The 19,245-nt window shown below is 37.5% G+C and carries 19 protein-coding genes; 12 read left to right on the top strand and 7 right to left on the bottom strand.

Annotated elements, in window-relative coordinates; genetic code table 11:
• The 12 genes from ACLTU0_RS02175 to ACLTU0_RS02120 all read left to right on the top strand — a co-directional run.
• A partial coding sequence (locus tag ACLTU0_RS02175) for a hypothetical protein (protein WP_412321202.1) occupies window positions 1–258 on the top strand: 258 nt, incomplete at its 5' end.
• Between the two features lie 52 nt (window positions 259–310).
• Entirely contained in the window at window positions 311–988 is a 678-nt protein-coding gene (locus ACLTU0_RS02170; protein WP_308455656.1) for an S-layer homology domain-containing protein, read from the top strand.
• Between the two features lie 502 nt (window positions 989–1,490).
• Complete coding sequence (locus ACLTU0_RS02165) at window positions 1,491–2,117, top strand: hypothetical protein (protein ID WP_412321200.1); 627 nt, start codon at window positions 1,491–1,493, stop codon at window positions 2,115–2,117.
• Between the two features lie 134 nt (window positions 2,118–2,251).
• Complete coding sequence (locus ACLTU0_RS02160; protein WP_412321198.1) at window positions 2,252–2,974, top strand: S-layer homology domain-containing protein; 723 nt, start codon at window positions 2,252–2,254, stop codon at window positions 2,972–2,974.
• Window positions 2,975–3,086: 112 nt separating this feature from the next.
• Window positions 3,087–3,722, top strand: a complete 636-nt coding sequence (locus ACLTU0_RS02155; RefSeq protein ID WP_412321197.1) for an S-layer homology domain-containing protein — start codon at window positions 3,087–3,089, stop codon at window positions 3,720–3,722.
• Between the two features lie 193 nt (window positions 3,723–3,915).
• Window positions 3,916–5,919 carry a leucine-rich repeat protein gene (locus tag ACLTU0_RS02150; RefSeq protein ID WP_412321195.1) on the top strand — a complete coding sequence of 668 codons (2,004 nt, stop codon included), beginning with the start codon at window positions 3,916–3,918 and terminating at the stop codon, window positions 5,917–5,919.
• Window positions 5,920–6,017: 98 nt separating this feature from the next.
• Window positions 6,018–6,602 carry an L-2-amino-thiazoline-4-carboxylic acid hydrolase gene (locus ACLTU0_RS02145; RefSeq protein ID WP_412321194.1) on the top strand — a complete coding sequence of 195 codons (585 nt, stop codon included), beginning with the start codon at window positions 6,018–6,020 and terminating at the stop codon, window positions 6,600–6,602.
• Window positions 6,603–6,820: 218 nt separating this feature from the next.
• Window positions 6,821–7,480 (top strand): hypothetical protein, encoded by a 660-nt coding sequence (locus ACLTU0_RS02140; RefSeq protein ID WP_022229685.1) that lies wholly within the window; start codon window positions 6,821–6,823, stop codon window positions 7,478–7,480.
• A gap of 22 nt (window positions 7,481–7,502) precedes the next feature.
• Window positions 7,503–8,240, top strand: a complete 738-nt coding sequence (locus ACLTU0_RS02135; RefSeq protein ID WP_022229684.1) for a sigma-70 family RNA polymerase sigma factor — start codon at window positions 7,503–7,505, stop codon at window positions 8,238–8,240.
• Between the two features lie 17 nt (window positions 8,241–8,257).
• Window positions 8,258–8,920, top strand: a complete 663-nt coding sequence (gene pyrE / locus ACLTU0_RS02130; protein WP_022229683.1) for an orotate phosphoribosyltransferase — start codon at window positions 8,258–8,260, stop codon at window positions 8,918–8,920.
• 6 nt (window positions 8,921–8,926) lie between these two features.
• Window positions 8,927–9,979 carry an S-layer homology domain-containing protein gene (locus ACLTU0_RS02125; protein ID WP_117968263.1) on the top strand — a complete coding sequence of 351 codons (1,053 nt, stop codon included), beginning with the start codon at window positions 8,927–8,929 and terminating at the stop codon, window positions 9,977–9,979.
• A 180-nt stretch (window positions 9,980–10,159) separates the two neighbouring features.
• Window positions 10,160–11,227, top strand: coding sequence for a branched-chain amino acid aminotransferase (locus ACLTU0_RS02120; RefSeq protein WP_412321192.1), 1,068 nt, complete (start codon window positions 10,160–10,162; stop codon window positions 11,225–11,227).
• A 77-nt stretch (window positions 11,228–11,304) separates the two neighbouring features.
• Here ACLTU0_RS02120 and ACLTU0_RS02115 read toward each other — a convergent pair whose 3' ends face one another.
• The 7 genes from ACLTU0_RS02115 to ACLTU0_RS02085 all read right to left on the bottom strand — a co-directional run bounded on the left by ACLTU0_RS02115 (window position 11,305) and on the right by ACLTU0_RS02085 (window position 18,952).
• Window positions 11,305–13,419, bottom strand: coding sequence for a glucose PTS transporter subunit IIA (locus ACLTU0_RS02115; RefSeq protein ID WP_412321207.1), 2,115 nt, complete (start codon window positions 13,417–13,419; stop codon window positions 11,305–11,307).
• Window positions 13,420–13,550: 131 nt separating this feature from the next.
• A complete protein-coding gene (locus ACLTU0_RS02110) occupies window positions 13,551–14,312 on the bottom strand; it encodes a type III pantothenate kinase (RefSeq protein WP_412321190.1) in 762 nt (253 codons plus the stop codon).
• Between the two features lie 119 nt (window positions 14,313–14,431).
• Window positions 14,432–15,703, bottom strand: a complete 1,272-nt coding sequence (locus tag ACLTU0_RS02105; protein WP_022229678.1) for an ABC transporter substrate-binding protein — start codon at window positions 15,701–15,703, stop codon at window positions 14,432–14,434.
• Window positions 15,700–16,470: an ABC transporter permease gene (locus tag ACLTU0_RS02100; protein ID WP_412321206.1), complete on the bottom strand. Its 771-nt coding sequence runs from the start codon at window positions 16,468–16,470 to the stop codon at window positions 15,700–15,702. Before ACLTU0_RS02100 ends, ACLTU0_RS02105 begins: the two co-directional genes overlap by 4 nt.
• A 51-nt stretch (window positions 16,471–16,521) precedes the next feature.
• On the bottom strand, window positions 16,522–17,331 hold the full coding sequence (locus tag ACLTU0_RS02095; protein ID WP_022229676.1) for an ABC transporter permease: 810 nt from the start codon (window positions 17,329–17,331) through the stop codon (window positions 16,522–16,524).
• Window positions 17,332–17,341: 10 nt separating this feature from the next.
• Entirely contained in the window at window positions 17,342–18,385 is a 1,044-nt protein-coding gene (gene potA / locus ACLTU0_RS02090) for a spermidine/putrescine ABC transporter ATP-binding protein (protein WP_117968254.1), read from the bottom strand.
• Window positions 18,386–18,520: 135 nt separating this feature from the next.
• Window positions 18,521–18,952, bottom strand: coding sequence for a DMT family transporter (locus ACLTU0_RS02085; protein ID WP_022229674.1), 432 nt, complete (start codon window positions 18,950–18,952; stop codon window positions 18,521–18,523).
• Window positions 18,953–19,245 lie beyond the last annotated feature (293 nt).

Genomic DNA, 19,245 nt, shown 5'->3' with positions numbered 1-19,245 from the left:
GGTGATGACTCATATCTTATCACCGACGATGATACCATAATTTTAAGATTAGATAAGAAACCGGCAAAAACTTTAAGGTTACAAGTCTGCAAAAGAGATGGTTCAATTTTAGGTCCAACCGGTGATATAAAAACATCTCAAACAGTTTTTAAAATGAGTGGACTAAATAAATATTATAACTCAATCGGCACTTGTAAAATACATTTGAAAACTTTATCCGGTTCAGCAACAATATCCGGCACTTTAAGTGAAGATTAATCATATTTACTTATAATATTTCAAGATTAAATTAAGAAATGAGGACAAAAAAATGAGTGCAAAGACTAATTTAGCAACATTACTCATCGCTGCAACAGCAATAACATCAAATTCCGCAGCTCTTGCAAATGATTTGACCGACAATATCATTAATGATTTATACAACTTTAAAATTATAGCTGATAAATCAGATATACGACCAAATAATAATATTACAAGAGCAGAAGCTGTTAAAATGATATGTATTGCGGAAGGAAATGACGTATTTGACAATGACACAACAGATACTCAAATTTTCTACGATGTTCCTACAAGTCATTGGGCTGCAAAATATATAGAAATTGCTGTTGATGACAGCATAATAAGCGGATATGAAGACAATACATTTAAACCCGAACAGTATGTAACATATCAGGAATTGCATAGAATGATAGTTTCTTCTTTAGGATATAATCTTTATGCAGAACAAGCAGGTGGTTACCCGAAAGGTTATATTACTTATTCAAATGCTCTTGAAATAAGCAAAAATATGAGTTTGGACAATTCTGCTTTTGCTACCCGTGGTGACGCAATGCAAATGATTTATAATTCACTTGATGCTCCTATTATGGAAGTAAGAGAGAATGTTGAAATCGACGGAACAGTTGAAACTGTAGTAATGATTTATGATGGGAAATCAAATCCATTCATATCGTTTAGAAAAATTTTGAGTGGTGAAGTGGAATATTAATATATTTGCTACCAAGTTTCCGGATTAAGCTACCACTTAGTCGAAAAATGTTGACATTCTCAAAAATTTTATATAAAATTCAGTTGTAATCACAGAAATATATTTTCAACTTTTCTATGATTATTACTAAACAAAATGTTATTAAAGATTTAAAATAAATATTTATGTTGATAATCATTATTCATATCATCAGTTTAGTGAGCTTATCACAAATATTTATTCTAAGATTTTATATGATATAAGAAAAATTAATTCAATGTAAAATTTATTTATACATTACGATAACATTAAAACAAATATAATACAGATTTTATTTTGAAAACAAAATAAAGAGATACCAATAATCTTAATTTCTTGCCGGACAGCATGAGTTAAAAATAATTGAGTACCTCTTATACATAGATTATATAACAATTTATCTTTGTTTGTCAAGTCATGTATAAGAGCTTTATTTTGTTGCATAAATACTTCAGTGTTATAAAAATGAAAGGAAGTTCTTATTATGAAACTAAGAAAAATTGTTACAATGGGAATGGCAACTCTAATGGCAGTATCAGCAATGAGCTTGAGCGCGTTTGCATGTGAAAATCCTGAAGATGCAATAATCTCTGTTTTAGCTCCTGATGGCGAGAACAGACTTTATCTTTCACAAGAAGATATTGACAACGGAATTACTACAGTCACAGGATACCAAGGTATAGAAGTTACAGCAAATCCTGACAACAAAATTGAAGTTTTCAATTCTACTGTAACACCACGCATATTATCTTCTACTTATTTTAAAGGAACAAATATTCCTACATCATCAAAAAGTATTGAAGATGGTTCTTATAGTGGTACATTTTCAGTTCCTGCTAAAAGCCAAAGATTTTCTACATATTTAATGTTAAATCGTTCTAATACAAAAGTACTAATGGAAGTAGAACCTAATACCAACTTTAATAAAAAAGTAGAATTTTCTTTATGTTCTAAAGAAGTTTCAACAAGCCCACTTATTACAATAGAACCTAATGCAAATGACCAAGCAATTTCAGTCAGTGGTATTGCTAAGAATAGTCATTTATATGCTTATATAGATAATAATTTGTCATCAGTCGCAGAAGGTACATTATCATTTATAGGATATTAATATCCTATAATATAAAGGTAGTGTAAAGTGAATTGTGAAAACAATGACTCATCACAAGTGTATAAACACTTAGTTTTTTGAAGGAGCTAATAAAAACACTTTACACTACCAGAAAAAAATTGGAGGAAATTAAAATGAAAAAACAGATTTTAACTATTATATCATTAATTCTTACAATCGGAATGATTCTACCAACAGCGAATGCAGAAGAAATAAGCACATATTCAGACTATGTTGTAGAGGGGCAATCGACTTATGCGGATTCATTCGGTCTAATGAAAGGATATGACGACGGAACATTCAAACCTGACAACAATATGACACGTGCAGAATTTACATCAGCATTAATGAGAGCGGCTGTAATTGCCAATCCCGATGCACAACTCGCAGAAATCAATTTTTCTGATATAGACAAGTCGTATTGGGCATATGATGATATTGCTAAAGCAGTTTCGATAGGTTTTATAAGTGGTTATGATGACGGAACATTTCGTCCGGCGGACAACGTCACATACGAGCAAGCAATAACAATGATATTCAACGTGCTTGGATATAAGCCTGTTGCGGATTTATATGGCGGATATCCGCACGCATATATGTCATTGGGTTATTACAATAGGTTCTTCAAATCTTCAACAGATAACAGAAACGGCAATATTGAAATGAACGAAACAAAGGAAAAGACGGCGATTACGCGAAGAGATGCCATGGATATGCTTGGAGGTATGTTATTTACACCAATATGCGTTGTAACGGATTACAAAACTGCATTTGACGGCAGTAATGAGCCGATTTATGAAATAGGTGGGAATGGCACTGTTAAACAAACATTATTTACAATAAAAAATGCTAAATAGCAGCAAGATTACAAATATTCCTATATAAAATTTGCTTATAGTACGGTATATTAATAATTAATAAAAAGGTTGTGATTATGATGAAAAAACGTTTCTTATTGCACTGTCAATTTTGACATTAACAAGTTCCCTAAATACTTTTGCAAGCACTCTTGATGACAATATTATTGAAGATTTAGAAAAATTTCATATTGTTGAAAAGAGCGACGATTTAAGACTTGACGACCACATAACAAGAGCGGAAGTAATAAAAATGGTTTCCGTCGCCACGGGAAATTACGAAATAGACCACGTTGGCACAGATCAAATCTTTTCCGATGTACCGCCTACTCATTGGGTTGTAAAATATGTACGAACTGCATGGGATAGCTATATTATATCTGGATATGAAGATAATACATTTCGTCCCGAAAACAACATCACATATAACGAATTACAAAAGATAATTGTATCCGCCCTCGGATACACTCAATACGCAGAAATGCAAGGCGGATATCCGGACGGATATTTGACATATTCAGAAAAATACAACATAATGAACAACGTTGACACATCAGATTCAAACGCATATGTAACACGCAAAGATGCAATGCAAATGATATACAATTCATTAGATGCACCTTTATTGGTTTATATGCAAACAAATTATCTCGAAGACGGCTCAATAACCTACGTCTATGAATGGCGTGACGGTGAGCATCGCCAATTTGAATCATTAAGAATGCGCTTAGATGAAGAATTTTCATAATTAACAATCTTATACTGCAAATCAAAAGTCGAATTTACTAATCCTAATTCGACTTTTTGTTTTTCCAATAATTGCTACCAAGTTTCCGGAATAAGCTACCACTTAGTCGGGAAATGTTGACATTGCAAACATTTCTATATAAAATCCGATTATAACCTTAATGTTATCAAAAATTAAAAAGGAGCATATTAATATGAAAGCTATAAGAAAAATAATTGCGGCATTAGTTGCATTATCGGCTTGTATGTCATACACATTCGCTCTTGCCGACAATGTAAATACAAATTATTCCGACTCGGCATATCAGACTGTATCCACAGTTGCTGACAGCGGAAAATGTGGCGACAATTTAAAATGGGAGCTTGACACAAACGGCACAATTACTATTTCAGGCACAGGTGAAATGAGTGAATATGCGTTTCAAACATCGCAACATCAATTCACCGCAGAAGAAAACGAGCAATATATGCAAGAACTTGAAAATCACAAATTCCCTTGGTTTGAAAAGAACAGTCCTGAATTAATAACAAACATTATAATCGAAGACGGTGTTGAAAGTATAAGCGATATGGCATTCTACGGCACTTCAATCAAATCAATCAGTTTGCCGAACAGTGTAAAAAAGATCGGAAAATCTTCTATTGCAAACTGTGCCGAGCTTGAAAAAATAACCCTTTCGGACAATATCTCAGAAATTCCGACAGGTGCATTCAATTCCGATTACAAACTTACATCAATAGAATTGCCGACAAAATTAACTTCAATCGGTGCATCGGCATTTTTAAACTGCGAGTCATTGGAAAGTATCGACATTCCCGACACTGTAACTGAAATTGGTGACAGAGCATTCGCAAATTCAGGATTGCGAATGCTTGTAATTCCAAGCGGTGTGACCGCGGTTAATTACGACCTTTGTAATGAAAACCATAACCTAAACGAAGTTGTATTTTCTCCGAACACAAAGTCTGTTGAAATGACCGCCTTTTCGGGTTGTTCAAACTTAAAAAATATAGATTTGCCTGACGGATTGGAGAAAATAGGCAAAATGGCTTTCCTATCCTCCGTCAACGCACGCATATATATACCTCAAAGTGTAACTGACATTGAAAAAAAGGCATTTAACGACAATGCCGTTATATACGGTTATGCAAATTCGGCGGCAGAAGAATTTGCAAAGAATAATGATATTAAATTCGTTGCAGTCAACAGCCACGATGAATATCTTTCATTACTTACATATTCCGACACGGACAATTCCAGCTACAAATCAGCGATTGATGAATTATCGCAATTAGGAATTATCAACGGTTTTGAGGACGGCACTTTCAAACCACAGGACAATGTAACCCGTGCACAAGCCGCAACTATGTTCGCGACAGCTTTAGGCTATTCGGACACAAAATACCAAAACATCGCAACAGATAAAGCAGTTTTTTCTGATTTCTTAATGAGCCATTGGGCGTACAAATATGCCGACTACGTAATGAAAAGTGCCGATATATCAAGCGGTGAAACCAACTGTATTTTAAGCGGTTTTGAGGACGGCACTTTCAGACCGGACAACAATGTTACAATTATACAGCTTTTGAAAATGGCAATATGTTCGTTGGGCGAAGACGGATATATGGCAGAGGCTGTCGAAAACGGCGGTTATCCGAACGGTTACAATACGGTAGCGGGAAAATACGGTTTCAGCAAAAGTATTGCAGTTGACGACATCAATCAACCTGCCACACGCGAACAAACTGCTCAAATAATTTCAAACACAATAAATATGCCGATTAAACGTTTTGGAGCAATCAATTCAATAACGGCAGACCACAAAACAGAGTCCGAAAAATTCTTAGTAACATACGACGGCAGTAAAGAATATTATCCGCTTACAACATTAAAAACTATGTTGCAAACAAACGATTGGGGCAATCAGACGGCTTTTGCAACTAAATCCCCTCTTGAAAATTCAGAAGAATTTTACGCATACGCAACAATCAAAAATATATCACAGTCGAAAATATCTGTTAAACCCGAGGGACTTTTAATCAACACAGACGGCAGTGTATATTCGTCTGAAGATACTTTTGAGGCTGAAAGCAACGGAATAACTCTTGACGAAAACACTACTTACTATTTGTATTTCAAGAAAATCAATAACGTATGGACATTGGATAATTACGCGATTTTTAATCAATTTAATTAATCCCGAGCCGAATTTGCTTTGACAAATTCGGCTTTTGTTATCTTGACAGTTATGATACAATAAAATTAACATTCGTATTTTAAAGAGGTATTATAGCTATGAAAATAAAACAGCAAAAGCAGATAAAAGCATTTTTAATCGAAGAATTTAGGAAAGACAGAGGCAGTGTGTTATTTGACGAGCAAGAGAAAGTGCTAAACACGATTATTAAAAACACAAAAAACAAATCAAAAAATCAGATGAAAACGCTTATTAGCACAATTCTCCCCCGCATTGCACTGTACAAGGTTTTGTCAAAAAGCGGTTTTACGGAAGATGTCGTATATGAGCATATGCGAAAATATATGCTTGATAAAGTTGCGGCAAAAAAGCACGCGTCTACGGCGAAAATGGAGTTGATACCCGGATTTTATGCACTTTACAGCAACATAACTCTTAAAATTATGCGTACAACCGACTTACAGGAAAGCGAACAAACTCACGGCAAGAATTACTTTAATCTTACCATTAAAAAGTGCCTTTGGCACACCGCTTGCGTAGAAAACGGCTGTGCGGAGTTGTGCCGTCTGTTTTGCGATGTTGACAACGTTACATACGGCAGTCTGAAAAAAATAGGATTTACTCGCACCAAAACATTGGGTTACGGCGGAGATTGCTGTGATTTTCATTTTTTCAAAAAATAGTTTTGACTATTTGTCCCCCTTTGAGAAAGGACAACCCTTTTCTCAAAGGGCTTTTTTGATTATTTCCCTCAATTTCGTAAAGTAAACTCTATTTCCAAGAAAAAGCCTTGAATTTAATAGTGCAGTTATGATATAATAGGACTGATAGCTTTTTAGACGCAGTTATTGTATGCGTCAAAGCACACAAATTATAAACCAACCATAAAGGAGGAATCCGAATGGCAGAAAAATACGGTGAAGTACCACCGAAGTTCACAAAAAAATGGTGGGAATATTTTTGGGATTACTACAAATGGCACGTTATAATTACGGTTGTAGCTGTTCTTATTGCGTCCGTAACCATTGTACAATGTGCGACACGTCCGAAATACGATATGAATGTTGTTTACGCGGGACATATGAATTATTCCGAAGAAGAAATTAACAAGCTTAAAGAAATAATTTCCGAACGTATAAGCGACATTGACGGAAACGGCGAAAATTCAGTACTTCTAAGCACACTCGTTTTTGCGGACAATGCAGGCAGCGAAGAATACGACTATGCTATTCAAACAAAGCTTGACTTAACGTTTACGGACGACTGTTCATTTATCTATCTTATGGACAAGGCTAACGTAGACGCTCAAATGCAAAAAGAAGTTGTAGACCAAATTTATGACTGCACTGACAGTTTTATAGACTCGTCTTCCGACAAAGTCGTTAAAGCCGCTGACGGCAAAGGTTATGCGGTAAATCTAAAAGACAGCCGGCTTTTAAAAGACAACGGCATTTACTGTGACGATTTATACATTCTTATTCGCCGCAACTACAAAGATGACGAAAAAAATACTCAGGCACACGATGACTCAATCGCCGTTGCTGAGGCACTTGTAAAATAAATCACACGAAGGAGGGTTTTTATTGGCAGTCGTCAAACCCGAAATTAAAACAACAGAATATGAAATGTTTTCTCGATACAGAGAAACAGGCGACATCGCCCTTCGTGACGAAATCGTTTCTTCTTACATATATATAGCCGAAATTCTTTCACGCAAATTTATCAACCGCGGTGTTGAATATGACGATATATTTCAAGTCGCATGTATGGGAATTTTATATGCGGTTGAGCGTTTTGACCCTGACAAAGGCGTTAAATTCGCCACATATGCAACCCCTACGGTGATGGGCGAAATACGCAAGTATTTCAGAGATAAAGGCAACTTTATCCGTATTCCAAGACGTCTTTATGAAATATTCTACAAAGCGGAAAAAATCAAGCGTGTTTCAAGCGAAATTTCGCAAGAGGAAATTGCAAGAATACTCAACATTCCCGAAAAACTGCTTGAGAATGTCTACGAAGTAGGTGATACATCATTTATAAAGTCACTTGAATACGAGGCATATGCAGACGGTGAATTAAATTTCTCAAACCTTATCGGCATTGAGGACAGCAATTTTCTTATGATAGAGGACAAGGATTTTATTAAATATTGCATGAGTCGACTTTCCGCCGATGAACGCAAATTTATTGAATATCGTTACTATGACGAAAAAAGTCAAAAGGAAATTTCAGAAATAATGGGTATTTCTCAAATGCAAGTGTCGCGAATGGAAAAACGCACTTTGAAAAAATTGAGAAATCTTTATTTTAGAGATTAATTTTAGGAGGAAAAATTATGCTTACAGAAAAGAAAAAAGAATTTATTGAATTTATGATGGAATCTGATGTTCTTCGTTTCGGCGATTTCGTAACAAAGAGCGGAAGAAACACACCTTATTTCGTAAACACAGGTAACTTCCGTACAGGCAAGCAAATTGCCACACTCGGCAAGTTCTATGCCGCACTTATAAAGGAAAACTGCGGTGATAATTTTGACTGTATGTTCGGTCCGGCTTACAAGGGTATCCCTCTTGCAACTGCCGCCGCAGGTGCACTTTACAACGAATACAAAATCGACAAGCCTTATTTCTTCAACAGAAAAGAAGAAAAAGACCACGGTGAAGGCGGTTCACTTGTAGGCTACAAGCCACAGGACGGCGACAAAGTTATCATTATTGAGGACGTTATAACAGCCGGTACAGCCGTAAGAGAAACTATGCCGATACTAAAAAATGCCGCAAATGTAGAAGTTAAAGATATGTTCATTTCCGTAAACCGATGTGAAGTAGGTCAAAACCCTGAAAAGACAACCATTATGGAAGTTATGGAGGATTTCGGAATTAACGTACACGCTATTATTACTGTTCAGGATATTTACGAATATCTGAAGCAAGACGGTTCATACGGCGATATTCTTACAAAAATGAAGGAATATATGGACACTTACTGCGTTTTCTAAACGGAGGTGATTAAAATTAAACGATTATTTAAAATTATTGTTCCGACTGTACTGCTTCTTATGCTTGCGCTTACCGCACACGCATATAATGTGGTTGATTTGCCGGAAAATATGACTTTTTCTGACGCACTCGGAGTTTTTAACGCCGATGAAATAACGCGTATAACGGTTTCGGATATTGCCGAGGGCAAATATACCGACCTCACAAAAGACGAAATAAACGAATTTTACTCAACAATTCAAGATATGACTGTTTACAGAAAGATAAACCCTACCCCATTTCGCGGTATTTCCGTAAACATCTATACAAATGACGGCGTAAAGAGCTATATGCTTAATTCGGGTTTGCAGATTGGTATGTACGGAAGCAACAATTACGTTTGCTACAAATTAAATAAGGCAAATACAGAAAAATTGCTTTATCTTGACAGTATGTACCGCGATGCGGAAGAAAAGGTGAACGGTGAGGAAATACACCGCGTTACGTCAAACGACTTTTTGAAACTTCCGTCATCACCTTGGGCACAGCCTTTTGCAAGAGAGGCGGCAAGCAAAAATATTTTGCCGTATGAATTTACAGGCAACTATTCTGAAAATATTACACGTGAACAATTTTGTATATTGCTTGCAAATCTAATTTGCGTGAAAGAAAATTACTCGTCACTTGACAAGTATATGCAAGACCAAAACAAGCCGTATCTAAAAAATTACTTTGTCGATTGTAACGACGCTGACGATTCCGTCAACATACTTTACGCACTCGGCATTGTAAACGGTAAAGACGAATCACATTTCGACCCTGACGGCACAATAACGCGTGAAGAGGCGGCAACACTGCTATGTAAAGTTGCGGAAATGTATATGTGGATCGGAACAGAAACAAGCCTTACATACAACGACACCGATTTAATCTCCCCTTGGGCAAAATTCTTTGTAACTTGGGCGAACGAACACGGTATAATGACAGGTATTACGGAGGAAGAATTTAATCCGCAAGGTCAGTATACTGTTGAACAAGCCGTTGCAACAATCGTCAGACTTTATAATTTGTTATCATAAGATTATAAGGACAAAGCTGTTTTAACTTTGTCCTTTTATATTGGTACAATATTGTAATTTTATTTATAAAAAATGTCGCAAAAATACACTATACTACTTTACAACGCTAAAAAAAAGCGGTATAATATAACGTGATAAACAAATTTTGTTTATGTATGAAAAATAAAAGGAGCGTTTACAATGGAAATCTCAATCACAAAAACAACTACTCCAAAACAAAAGCCTGCTGATGAATCAAAGCTTGGTTTTGGTCAATATTATACCGACCATATGTTCATTATGAACTATGACGAGGGAGAGGGTTGGCACAACCCAAGAATCGTCCCTTACGGTCCGTTTGAACTTGATCCTGCCGCTATGGTACTTCACTATGCACAGGAAATCTTTGAAGGTATGAAGGCTTATCGTACAGCTGATGGTTCAATTCAACTTTTCCGTCCTGACAAGAATATGGCAAGAATGAACGTTTCGTGTGATCGTCTTTGCATTCCTAAGATAGATGAAGAATTTGCTATAAAGGCAATCAAAACACTTGTAGAAGTAGATAAGGACTGGGTACCTTCACTTGACGGTACTTCACTTTACATCAGACCTTACATATTCGCTACTGACGCACAAGTTGGTGTTCACCCTGCAAAGCACCTTACATTTGCAATTATTCTTTCACCGGTCGGAGCATATTATCCGCAAGGTATCGCACCTGTTAAAATTTTCGTTGAACAGAAGTATGTTCGTGCCGTAATCGGCGGTACAGGTTTCACAAAAGCCGGTGCTAACTATGCCATTTCTCTAAAAGGTCAGGAAGAGGCTGCTGAACAAGGTTATGTTCAAACTCTATGGCTTGACGGTGTTGAAAGAAAGTACGTTGAAGAAGTTGGTTCAATGAACGTATTCTTCAAAATTGACGGCGAAGTTATTACTCCTGCTCTTGTAGGCTCAATTCTTGGCGGTATTACAAGAATGTCAATTATTGAACTTCTTCAGTCAAAGGGTTACAAAGTTTCAGAACGTCGTCTTTCAATCGATGAACTTGTTGAGGCATTCAAAGCAGGTAAGCTTGAAGAAGCTTGGGGTACAGGTACTGCCGCTGTTATTTCACCTATCGGTGAACTTAAGTATGGTGACCTTGTAATGCCTGTAAACAACGGCGAAATCGGCGAAGTTACTCATATGCTTTATGATACTCTTACAGGTATTCAATGGGGCAAAATAAAAGACGAGTTCGGTTGGACAGTTAAGATAGACTAATTCAGAATCCGATAATTGTTCGGAACGTGCAAAATATTTGATATTCAAAAAGGACGGTTTTAAAACCGTCCTTTTTGTTATCTGACTATTCTTATCACATCATCACCGACATTCACATCACCGTCGGCAACGGTTTTAAATTCCGCAAATTCATCTGCGTTACAAACTACCATAGGCGTTATCATTTTATAGCCCTGTTTCTTTATTCCGTTTAAATTAAACGTCATAAGCAAGTCGCCTTTTTTGATTTTTGCACCGTTTGCAACTTTTACGTCAAATCCGTTACCATCAAGTTCAACTGTATCAAGACCGACATGAATTAAAATATTTGCATCATTATCCGCAGTTATTGCGATAGCGTGCTTACTTTTCGGAACGTTTTCAACCACACCGTCAACCGGTGCGAAAACCTTGCCCTCGCTCGGCTCAATCGCAATACCTTGTCCGAGTATTCCGGCAGAGAATACCTCATCATCCACCTTTTCAAGCGGTACTGCTTTTCCTCTTATCGGAGATGAAAGGAATATTTCCGTTCCGTCTGCTTTCGGTGCAGTTTCTTTTTCAGTTTGTATTTCATTATCCGCCACACCATAACCGCTTAAATCGACGCTTTCCTTACTTTCCATAAAGTCCTCCAAATGCGACTTTATAACCGTTACTCGCGGACCGTAAATAACCTGTATACCGTTACCCTTTTTAATTACACCTGCCGCACCGCTTTGTTTTAAAATATCCTCGCTGACCGCGTCACTGTTATGCACCGTAATACGAAGTCTTGTTGCACAACAGTCAATATCGGCGATATTTTCTTTACCTCCAAGTCCTTTTAAAATCAAAACAGATGTCATATCTGTCTTTCCGCCATTTTTCGCATTCACATCTGAACGCGTATAAAGCTTTGTTTCCTCATTATCCGCCTCACGACCCGGAGTTTTAAAGTTAAATTTCTTTATAAGGAACGTGAATACACCCCAATAAACGAAGAAATACACAATACCGACAAGAACGATATAAATCCAATGAGTTTTTGCATTACCTTGCATTATACCGAAAAGAGTCATATCTATAAGTCCGCCCGAGAACGTCATACCGACTCCGACACCGAATATATGCATAAGCATAAACGAGATACCTGCAAGCACACAATGCACAACATACAAAATCGGTGCAACGAACAAGAATGTAAATTCAAGCGGCTCTGTTATACCTGTCAAAAATGCCGTCAAAGCCGCCGAAAGCAAAAGTCCTCCGACAACTTTTTTCTTTTCGTTTCTGGCACATCTGTACATTGCAAGTGCCGCACCCGGCAAACCGAACATCATAAACGGAAATTTACCTGCCATAAAACGCGTTGCGTCAACGGAAAATTTCATTGTGTTAGGGTCGGCAAGCTGTGCAAAGAATATATTTTGTGCACCGTTTATTGTCTGACCTGCAATCTCCATTGAACCGCCGACATTTGTCTGCCAAAACGGCATATAAAATACATGATGAAGTCCGAACGGTATTAACGCACGTTCGATTATTCCGTAAATCAGTGTACCGATATAGCCCGTATTCTGTACGAGATTTCCAAGCATTGAAATAACTTTTTGAATATACGGCCAAATAAAATACATAAGTATTCCGACAAGCAAAAACACAACCGCCGATATTATCGGCACAAATCTTGTACCGCCGAAAAATGACAGCACTTGCGGAAGTTGTATTTTGTAAAATCTGTTGTGCAGTGCCGCCGTGCCAAGTCCGACAATGATACCGCCGAACACGCCCATATTAAGCGTATATATACCAAGTACCATTGACGTTGCACCGCTCAGACCGAGATTTTGCTCCAAATTCACAACAGCCTGTTCCATTGCATCCATACTCATATCGCCGCCGGCATAATTTACGGAAATCAACGCACTTATGGCAGTATGCATAATAAAAAACGCAATAACACTCGCAAGTGCGGCAACTTCCTTTTCACGTTTCGCCATACCGATTGCAACACCGATTGCAAAAAGCAATGGCAAATTATCAAAAACGATACTTCCGGCGGCACTCATAACCGTTAAAATGCCGTGAATTATCGTTCCCGGTCCCATTATGCCGTAAAGACCGTATGCTTTAAGCATTGTTTCGTTTGTGAAAGAACTTCCTATCCCCAGAAAAAGTCCTGCAACAGGCAAAATTGCAATTGGCAGCATAAACGACCTGCCGACGCGTTGCAGAACTTCAAAAACTTTATTATTCTTCAAATTCTCTTCCCCGCTTTCCATTAAACTATGTTAATATTTTGTGCATATTCTGCTATTCTACAAGTGGGAATTTATTGAAATTAAATGTTTTTATTATATATTATCATAAGTCCTTTAAGCAAAAGTTCGTCATCAAGAATTATGTCATTTTTACAATGCGGAACAACCGTACTTGCAAGTCCGCCTGTTGCGACAACTTTCGCCTCACCGATTTCTTCCTTGATACGCTCAATCATTCCGTCCATACTTGACGCAGTACCGTACAATATACCGCTTTTCATACAGTCAACGGTATTTGAGCCGATAATCTTTTTCGGTTCTTCAAGGCTAATTCTCGGAAGTTGCGACGTACCGCTTACCATTGCGTTAAGCGAAATACCCATTCCCGGCATTATAACACCGCCGATGTAGTTGTTATTCTTATCGACTACCGAAATAGTCGTTGCGGTGCCGAGGTCAAATATTATAATCGGCGCACCGTATTCATGTATTCCCGCAACCGCGTCAACAACCAAGTCACTGCCGAGCTGTGCTGGATTGTCTATAACAATGCTTAAACCCGTCTTTATACCTGGTCCGATAATCATTGCATCACAGCCTGTAATTTTCTTTATCGCTCTTTTCATAGTGATTGTGACAGTAGGAACAACCGATGATATTATCGCACCGTCAATTTTAGAAAAATCAATGTTGTAAAGTTCCAAAATCGTCTTTATCGAAACAGCATATTCAAGCTCCGTTGAAGTGTGATTTGTAGAAATTCGTTCCACAAACGAAACTTTGTTGTCCTTACAACATCCTACCACTATGTTTGTATTTCCAATGTCTATTGCAAGTATCATTTTTTTATCCCCTTAATTTAAACTTATATATAATTATAGCATATTAATATATATAAGTCAAAAGGGCGGCCAATGACCGCCACTACTACCTCGTAGCGGCGACCAACGGTCGCCGTTTATTAAAACATATCTTTCTTCTTTTTAATATATCTTCTTATTAATATAATCAATGACGCAATGACGCACACTGACATAAATGCCGGAACTATCACTTTATTCGGTGTTTGTTCTTCTGACGACTTCATATCAGTCCAAAGCGTCTGCATTTTCTGATTTGCCTCATCTGAAAGATTACAGAAAACAGTCGTTTTTTCCTCGATATAATCATCATCAAGATAAGATATACCGTCATTTTTCACTTCATCATCAAGCATTTCATATGCTTTTTGGTTTGGAGTTGAATATCCGATAAAATCTGCAATCGCATATGCAACGTCAGGCTCATTCAAGAAATTAATATACATTTCCGCCGCCTCTTTATTTCTGCAGCCCTTAGGAATACAAACCGCATCTATAAACAAGTTTGTACCGCTGTCGGGAATTACAAAACCAAGGTCCTCATATTCGTCCATAAGCGTTACAGCGTCACCTGCGTAATACGGTGCTATTATTGCCTCACCTGCACCCATCTTATCAAATATTTCGTCCATTACATACGCCTGAACAACTTTTTTCTGTTCTTTCAGCTTTTCCGCCGCTTTTTCAAGTTCTTCGCTGTTTTCAGTATTAAGCGAATATCCAAGCATATTTTCCGCAATCGCAAATGCGTCACGCGGATTATCGAACATCAATATTCTGCCCGAATAATCTTCGTCCCAAAGAATATCCCAGCCAATATCCTCCTCGTCAACAACAGTCGTATCATAGATAATTCCGACCGTTCCCCATGTATACGGCACGGAATACTTTGAACCGGGATCATATTCCGAGCTCTTAAACTTATCCATTATATTCGCAAAATTCGGAATATTCGACTTATCAAGCGGTTCAAGCATATTCTCTTTTATCATTCTTGAAATCATATAATCTGAAGGAATGATAATATCATAAGTTGAGCCGCCGCCCTTCAACTTTGCGTAAAGCTCCTCGTTCGTGGCATATGTACTGTAATTTACCGTTATGCCCGTAAGCTTTGTAAATTCGGCGTTTAAGTTAAGTACGCCCTCCTCACTTCCGTCAGGAATATATTCACCCCAGTTATACACGTTTATTGATATGCCGTCATTCTTAAACCGCGTATAGTATTCGGGATTATCAACCGTTACAGTCTGTACTTCCGTTGTTTCTTCCGTATCTGCCGTTTCCTCAGTATCGTATTCCTCAATATGCGCACAACCGCTTGCAAGCAAAAGCGACATTGAAATTAAAGCAAGTATAAATTTTTTCATCATTTAACACCTCGCTTTACCGCATTTCTACGCTCAATTACATTCTTAACAACAAGCACTATGACCACGATTACAAAAATTATTGTTGAAAGTGCGTTTATTTCAGGGCTTACCTTACGTCTTGTCATTGAATAAATCGTAATCGGCAATGTTTGTGACGTTGCACCGCTTGTAAAGTAACTGATAACAAAATCATCAAGCGAAAATGTGAACGACATCAAAAATCCCGAAATTACACCCGGCAATATTTCAGGCAAAACAACCTTGAAAAATGCCGAAACGGGACTGCACCCCAAATCCTGTGCCGCCTCGTAAAGATGCGGATTCATCTGTCTGAATTTCGGCATTATGTTCAGAATTACATACGGCACGTCAAACGTGATATGTGCTATGATAAGCGTCACAAAGCCAAATTCAAAATTCATTCTTGCCGAAAAGAACACGAACAAAAGCATAAGCGAAACACCCGTAACGATTTCGGGGTTGATAATAGGAATGTTCGTACCCTGCATAACAATCGTTCGCGGCAGTTTTTTCATATTGTTTATACCGATTGCCGCCGCAGTACCGAGAATTGTCGCGGCGATTGACGCAACTGTCGCAACTATTACTGTATTTAAAAGCGATTTCATTATAAGTCCGTTATAAAACAGCTTTATGTACCAATCAAATGTAAATCCCGAAAACACCGAACGGCTTTTTGTTACGTTAAACGAAAACACAATAAGCACAAAAATCGGTATATACAGGAACAATAAAACAAGAGCCATATAGACCTTTGATAATTTTTTCAATTAAATCCCACGTCCTTTCTTATAAACTTACATAAGCACCTTATCTTCATCATCATCAAACTGATTAAGTATTGTCATAATCAGCAGAATGATAACCATAAGCACAAGCGAAATTGCCGCACCTAAGTTCGGATTATACGAATTTCCGAGAAACTGCATTTCTATAAGGTCACCGATAAGCAGGTTAGAACCGCCGCCGAGCATTCTTGAAATGATAAATGTACTGATTGCCGGCACAAACACCATTGTGATACCCGACATTATTCCGGGCATACTCAGCGGTACAATAACCTTGAACATAGTCTTTACATTGTTACAGCCCAAATCATGAGCCGCCTCGATAACGCTTTTATCTATCTTTTCCATTACAGTATAAAGCGGAAGTATCATATACGGCAAATAGTTATAAACCATACCAAGCACAACCGCACCCGATGTATTCAGCATTTTAAACGGGCCAAGTCCGAAAAGCCCAAAAAAGCTGTTAATAAGTCCGTTATTGCCCAAAAGTGTCATCCATGCGTACGTTCTCAAAAGAAAGTTCATCCACATTGGGAGCATTACTATCATAAGCACCGTACTTTGATAGCTTTTATCCGTATTGGCAAGTATCAGTGCAAGCGGATACGCTATGATAAGACATATCACCGTTGCAACCGCCGCAAGCCATATTGAACGAATAAATATATTTGAATACTGCGACACCGCCGCAAGATTGTCAAGCGTAAATGCTCCGTTTGTATCGGTTAAAGCAAAGTATGCCACCATTATAAGCGGAACAATAATAAATATCGCCATCCACAAAAGGTAAGGAGCGGAAACAAGTTTTTTCATCATCTCTACCTCCTTAATCGTTCATCTTGTGCATAATATGTATGTCATACGGATCGAACTTTATACCGACCGTACTTCCTACTTCTGCCGCCTTTGTCGAATGTACAAGCCAATCGTGGTCATAGGCCTCGATAAGCATTTCATAATGCACACCCTTAAACGTGACAGACTGCACAACACCCGAAATATGTGAATCGTCAGGCTTAACAAGCTGAATATCCTCAGGACGTATAACAACGTCAACAGGTTTATTTTCACCGAATCCCGTATCAACACATTCAAATCTGTGACCGTTTATCTCAACAAGCAAATCCTTAACCATCATACCGTTTAGGATATTGCTTTCACCGATAAAGTCGGCAACGAATGCGTTTTTTGGCTCATTATATATATCAACCGGAGAACCGATTTGCTGAATATCACCGTTATTCATTACCACGACCGTATCACTCATTGTAAGAGCCTCCTCCTGGTCGTGTGTTACATATATAAACGTAATTTCAAGGCTTTGCTGAATACGCTTTAATTCAATCTGCATATCTTTTCTAAGCTTCAAATCAAGTGCACCCAAAGGCTCGTCAAGAAGAAGCACCTTCGGCTCATTGACAAGTGCCCTTGCAATAGCAACTCTCTGCTGCTGACCGCCCGAAAGTCTGTCGATTGAGCGTTTTTCAAAACCTTTAAGGTTTACAAGCTCCAGCATTGCTCCGACACGCTTTTGAATTTCCTTATCAGAAAATTTCTTTATCTTCAATCCGAATGCAATATTATCATACACATTCAAATGAGGAAAAAGCGCGTATCTCTGAAACACCGTATTAACATTACGTTTATAAGGAGGTATATTATTAATCTCCTTACCGTCAAACCTGACAATACCGCTGTCAGGCTTTAAAAACCCACCTATAATTCTAAGTGTGGTTGTCTTTCCGCAGCCCGATGGGCCGAGAAACGTTACAAATTCTTTGTCCTTAATGTCAAGATTGATGTCGTTTAAAATCTTCTCACCGTCAAAGGAAACGGCAATGTTTTCAAGACTAATAATATTTTTGTTCAATTCTCTACCTCCCGATAAATTTTAAATAAATTTTATTTCGCATAAATGCAAAAAAATTATATCATACTTTGTATTACGTTTGCAATAAAAAAAATGTTTTTTTCATAATATTAACGTAGAAATCAGTTACGGTATTTATGACTTCCACTTAAACAACAGCACACCGCCTATCATAAGTGCCATTCCGATGTATTTATTCCAAGTAAACGCGACCTTTTCGCTTCCCATAAGACCGAATGCGTCAATCAACGCCGCAACGAAAAGCTGTGAAATCAATATAATTGAAATTGCCACCGTAGGACTTAATTTGCCTATACCGAGCATAACCGTTACGGTTATAATTATCCCCAGTACACCGCCCAAAAGATAGAATTTATTCACGTCCGCTATACCTTTAAAACTCCCCTTACCCATTATCCACACCGCAATAAGCGACAACAAAAATGCCGTCCCCTGAACGAATGCGTTTGATTCGTATATTCCTATTTTATCCGAAAGACGTGTATTCATAACACCCTGTATACTCATTGACGCACCCGCTATTATACTGAAAATTATTCCTGCCATAGTTAAGCCACTCTCCTTTATTTTAGCTTACCCCATAAAGAAAAATTTATCCAAAAAAAAAATGAAAAAAGCACCTAAATAAGTGCTCTTTTCATTTTGCTATGTATAGGATAAAAGGGTAGAATGTAATTTCTTTCTACAAATATATTATAGCATACCGCAAAACACTTTGCAAGTCTTTTTTAGAAAAATTTAAACTTTTTTCCAACCCTATTATCCGTTTTAATATATCCTCTGTCTTAACTGTATAGGGGGGAGATTAATTTTCTTGTTAAAACAGTCGGATATTATTA

This window comes from Hominilimicola sp., assembly GCF_046972485.1.
Taxonomy (GTDB): domain Bacteria; phylum Bacillota; class Clostridia; order UBA1381; family UBA1381; genus Hominilimicola; species Hominilimicola fabiformis.
Note: the sequence above shows the minus strand (reverse complement) of the source record. Positions and strands in the feature narration are given on the sequence as shown.

Excerpts from the sequence above, each read along its gene's own strand:
- ACLTU0_RS02095 (WP_022229676.1), bottom strand. The coding sequence starts at position 17,331 with ATGATGAAAAAACTTGTTTCCGCTCCTTACCTTTTGTGGATGGCGATA.
- ACLTU0_RS02110 (WP_412321190.1), bottom strand. The coding sequence starts at position 14,312 with ATGATACTTGCAATAGACATTGGAAATACAAACATAGTGGTAGGATGT.
- ACLTU0_RS02160 (WP_412321198.1), top strand. The coding sequence starts at position 2,252 with ATGAAAAAACAGATTTTAACTATTATATCATTAATTCTTACAATCGGA.
- pyrE (WP_022229683.1), top strand. The coding sequence starts at position 8,258 with ATGCTTACAGAAAAGAAAAAAGAATTTATTGAATTTATGATGGAATCT.
- ACLTU0_RS02100 (WP_412321206.1), bottom strand. The coding sequence starts at position 16,470 with ATGGCTCTTGTTTTATTGTTCCTGTATATACCGATTTTTGTGCTTATT.
- ACLTU0_RS02105 (WP_022229678.1), bottom strand. The coding sequence starts at position 15,703 with ATGATGAAAAAATTTATACTTGCTTTAATTTCAATGTCGCTTTTGCTT.
- ACLTU0_RS02165 (WP_412321200.1), top strand. The coding sequence starts at position 1,491 with ATGAAACTAAGAAAAATTGTTACAATGGGAATGGCAACTCTAATGGCA.
- ACLTU0_RS02150 (WP_412321195.1), top strand. The coding sequence starts at position 3,916 with ATGAAAGCTATAAGAAAAATAATTGCGGCATTAGTTGCATTATCGGCT.
- ACLTU0_RS02120 (WP_412321192.1), top strand. The coding sequence starts at position 10,160 with ATGGAAATCTCAATCACAAAAACAACTACTCCAAAACAAAAGCCTGCT.
- ACLTU0_RS02085 (WP_022229674.1), bottom strand. The coding sequence starts at position 18,952 with ATGGCAGGAATAATTTTCAGTATAATAGCGGGTGCGTCAATGAGTATA.
- ACLTU0_RS02115 (WP_412321207.1), bottom strand. The coding sequence starts at position 13,419 with ATGCTGCCAATTGCAATTTTGCCTGTTGCAGGACTTTTTCTGGGGATA.
- ACLTU0_RS02170 (WP_308455656.1), top strand. The coding sequence starts at position 311 with ATGAGTGCAAAGACTAATTTAGCAACATTACTCATCGCTGCAACAGCA.
- ACLTU0_RS02145 (WP_412321194.1), top strand. The coding sequence starts at position 6,018 with ATGAAAATAAAACAGCAAAAGCAGATAAAAGCATTTTTAATCGAAGAA.
- ACLTU0_RS02140 (WP_022229685.1), top strand. The coding sequence starts at position 6,821 with ATGGCAGAAAAATACGGTGAAGTACCACCGAAGTTCACAAAAAAATGG.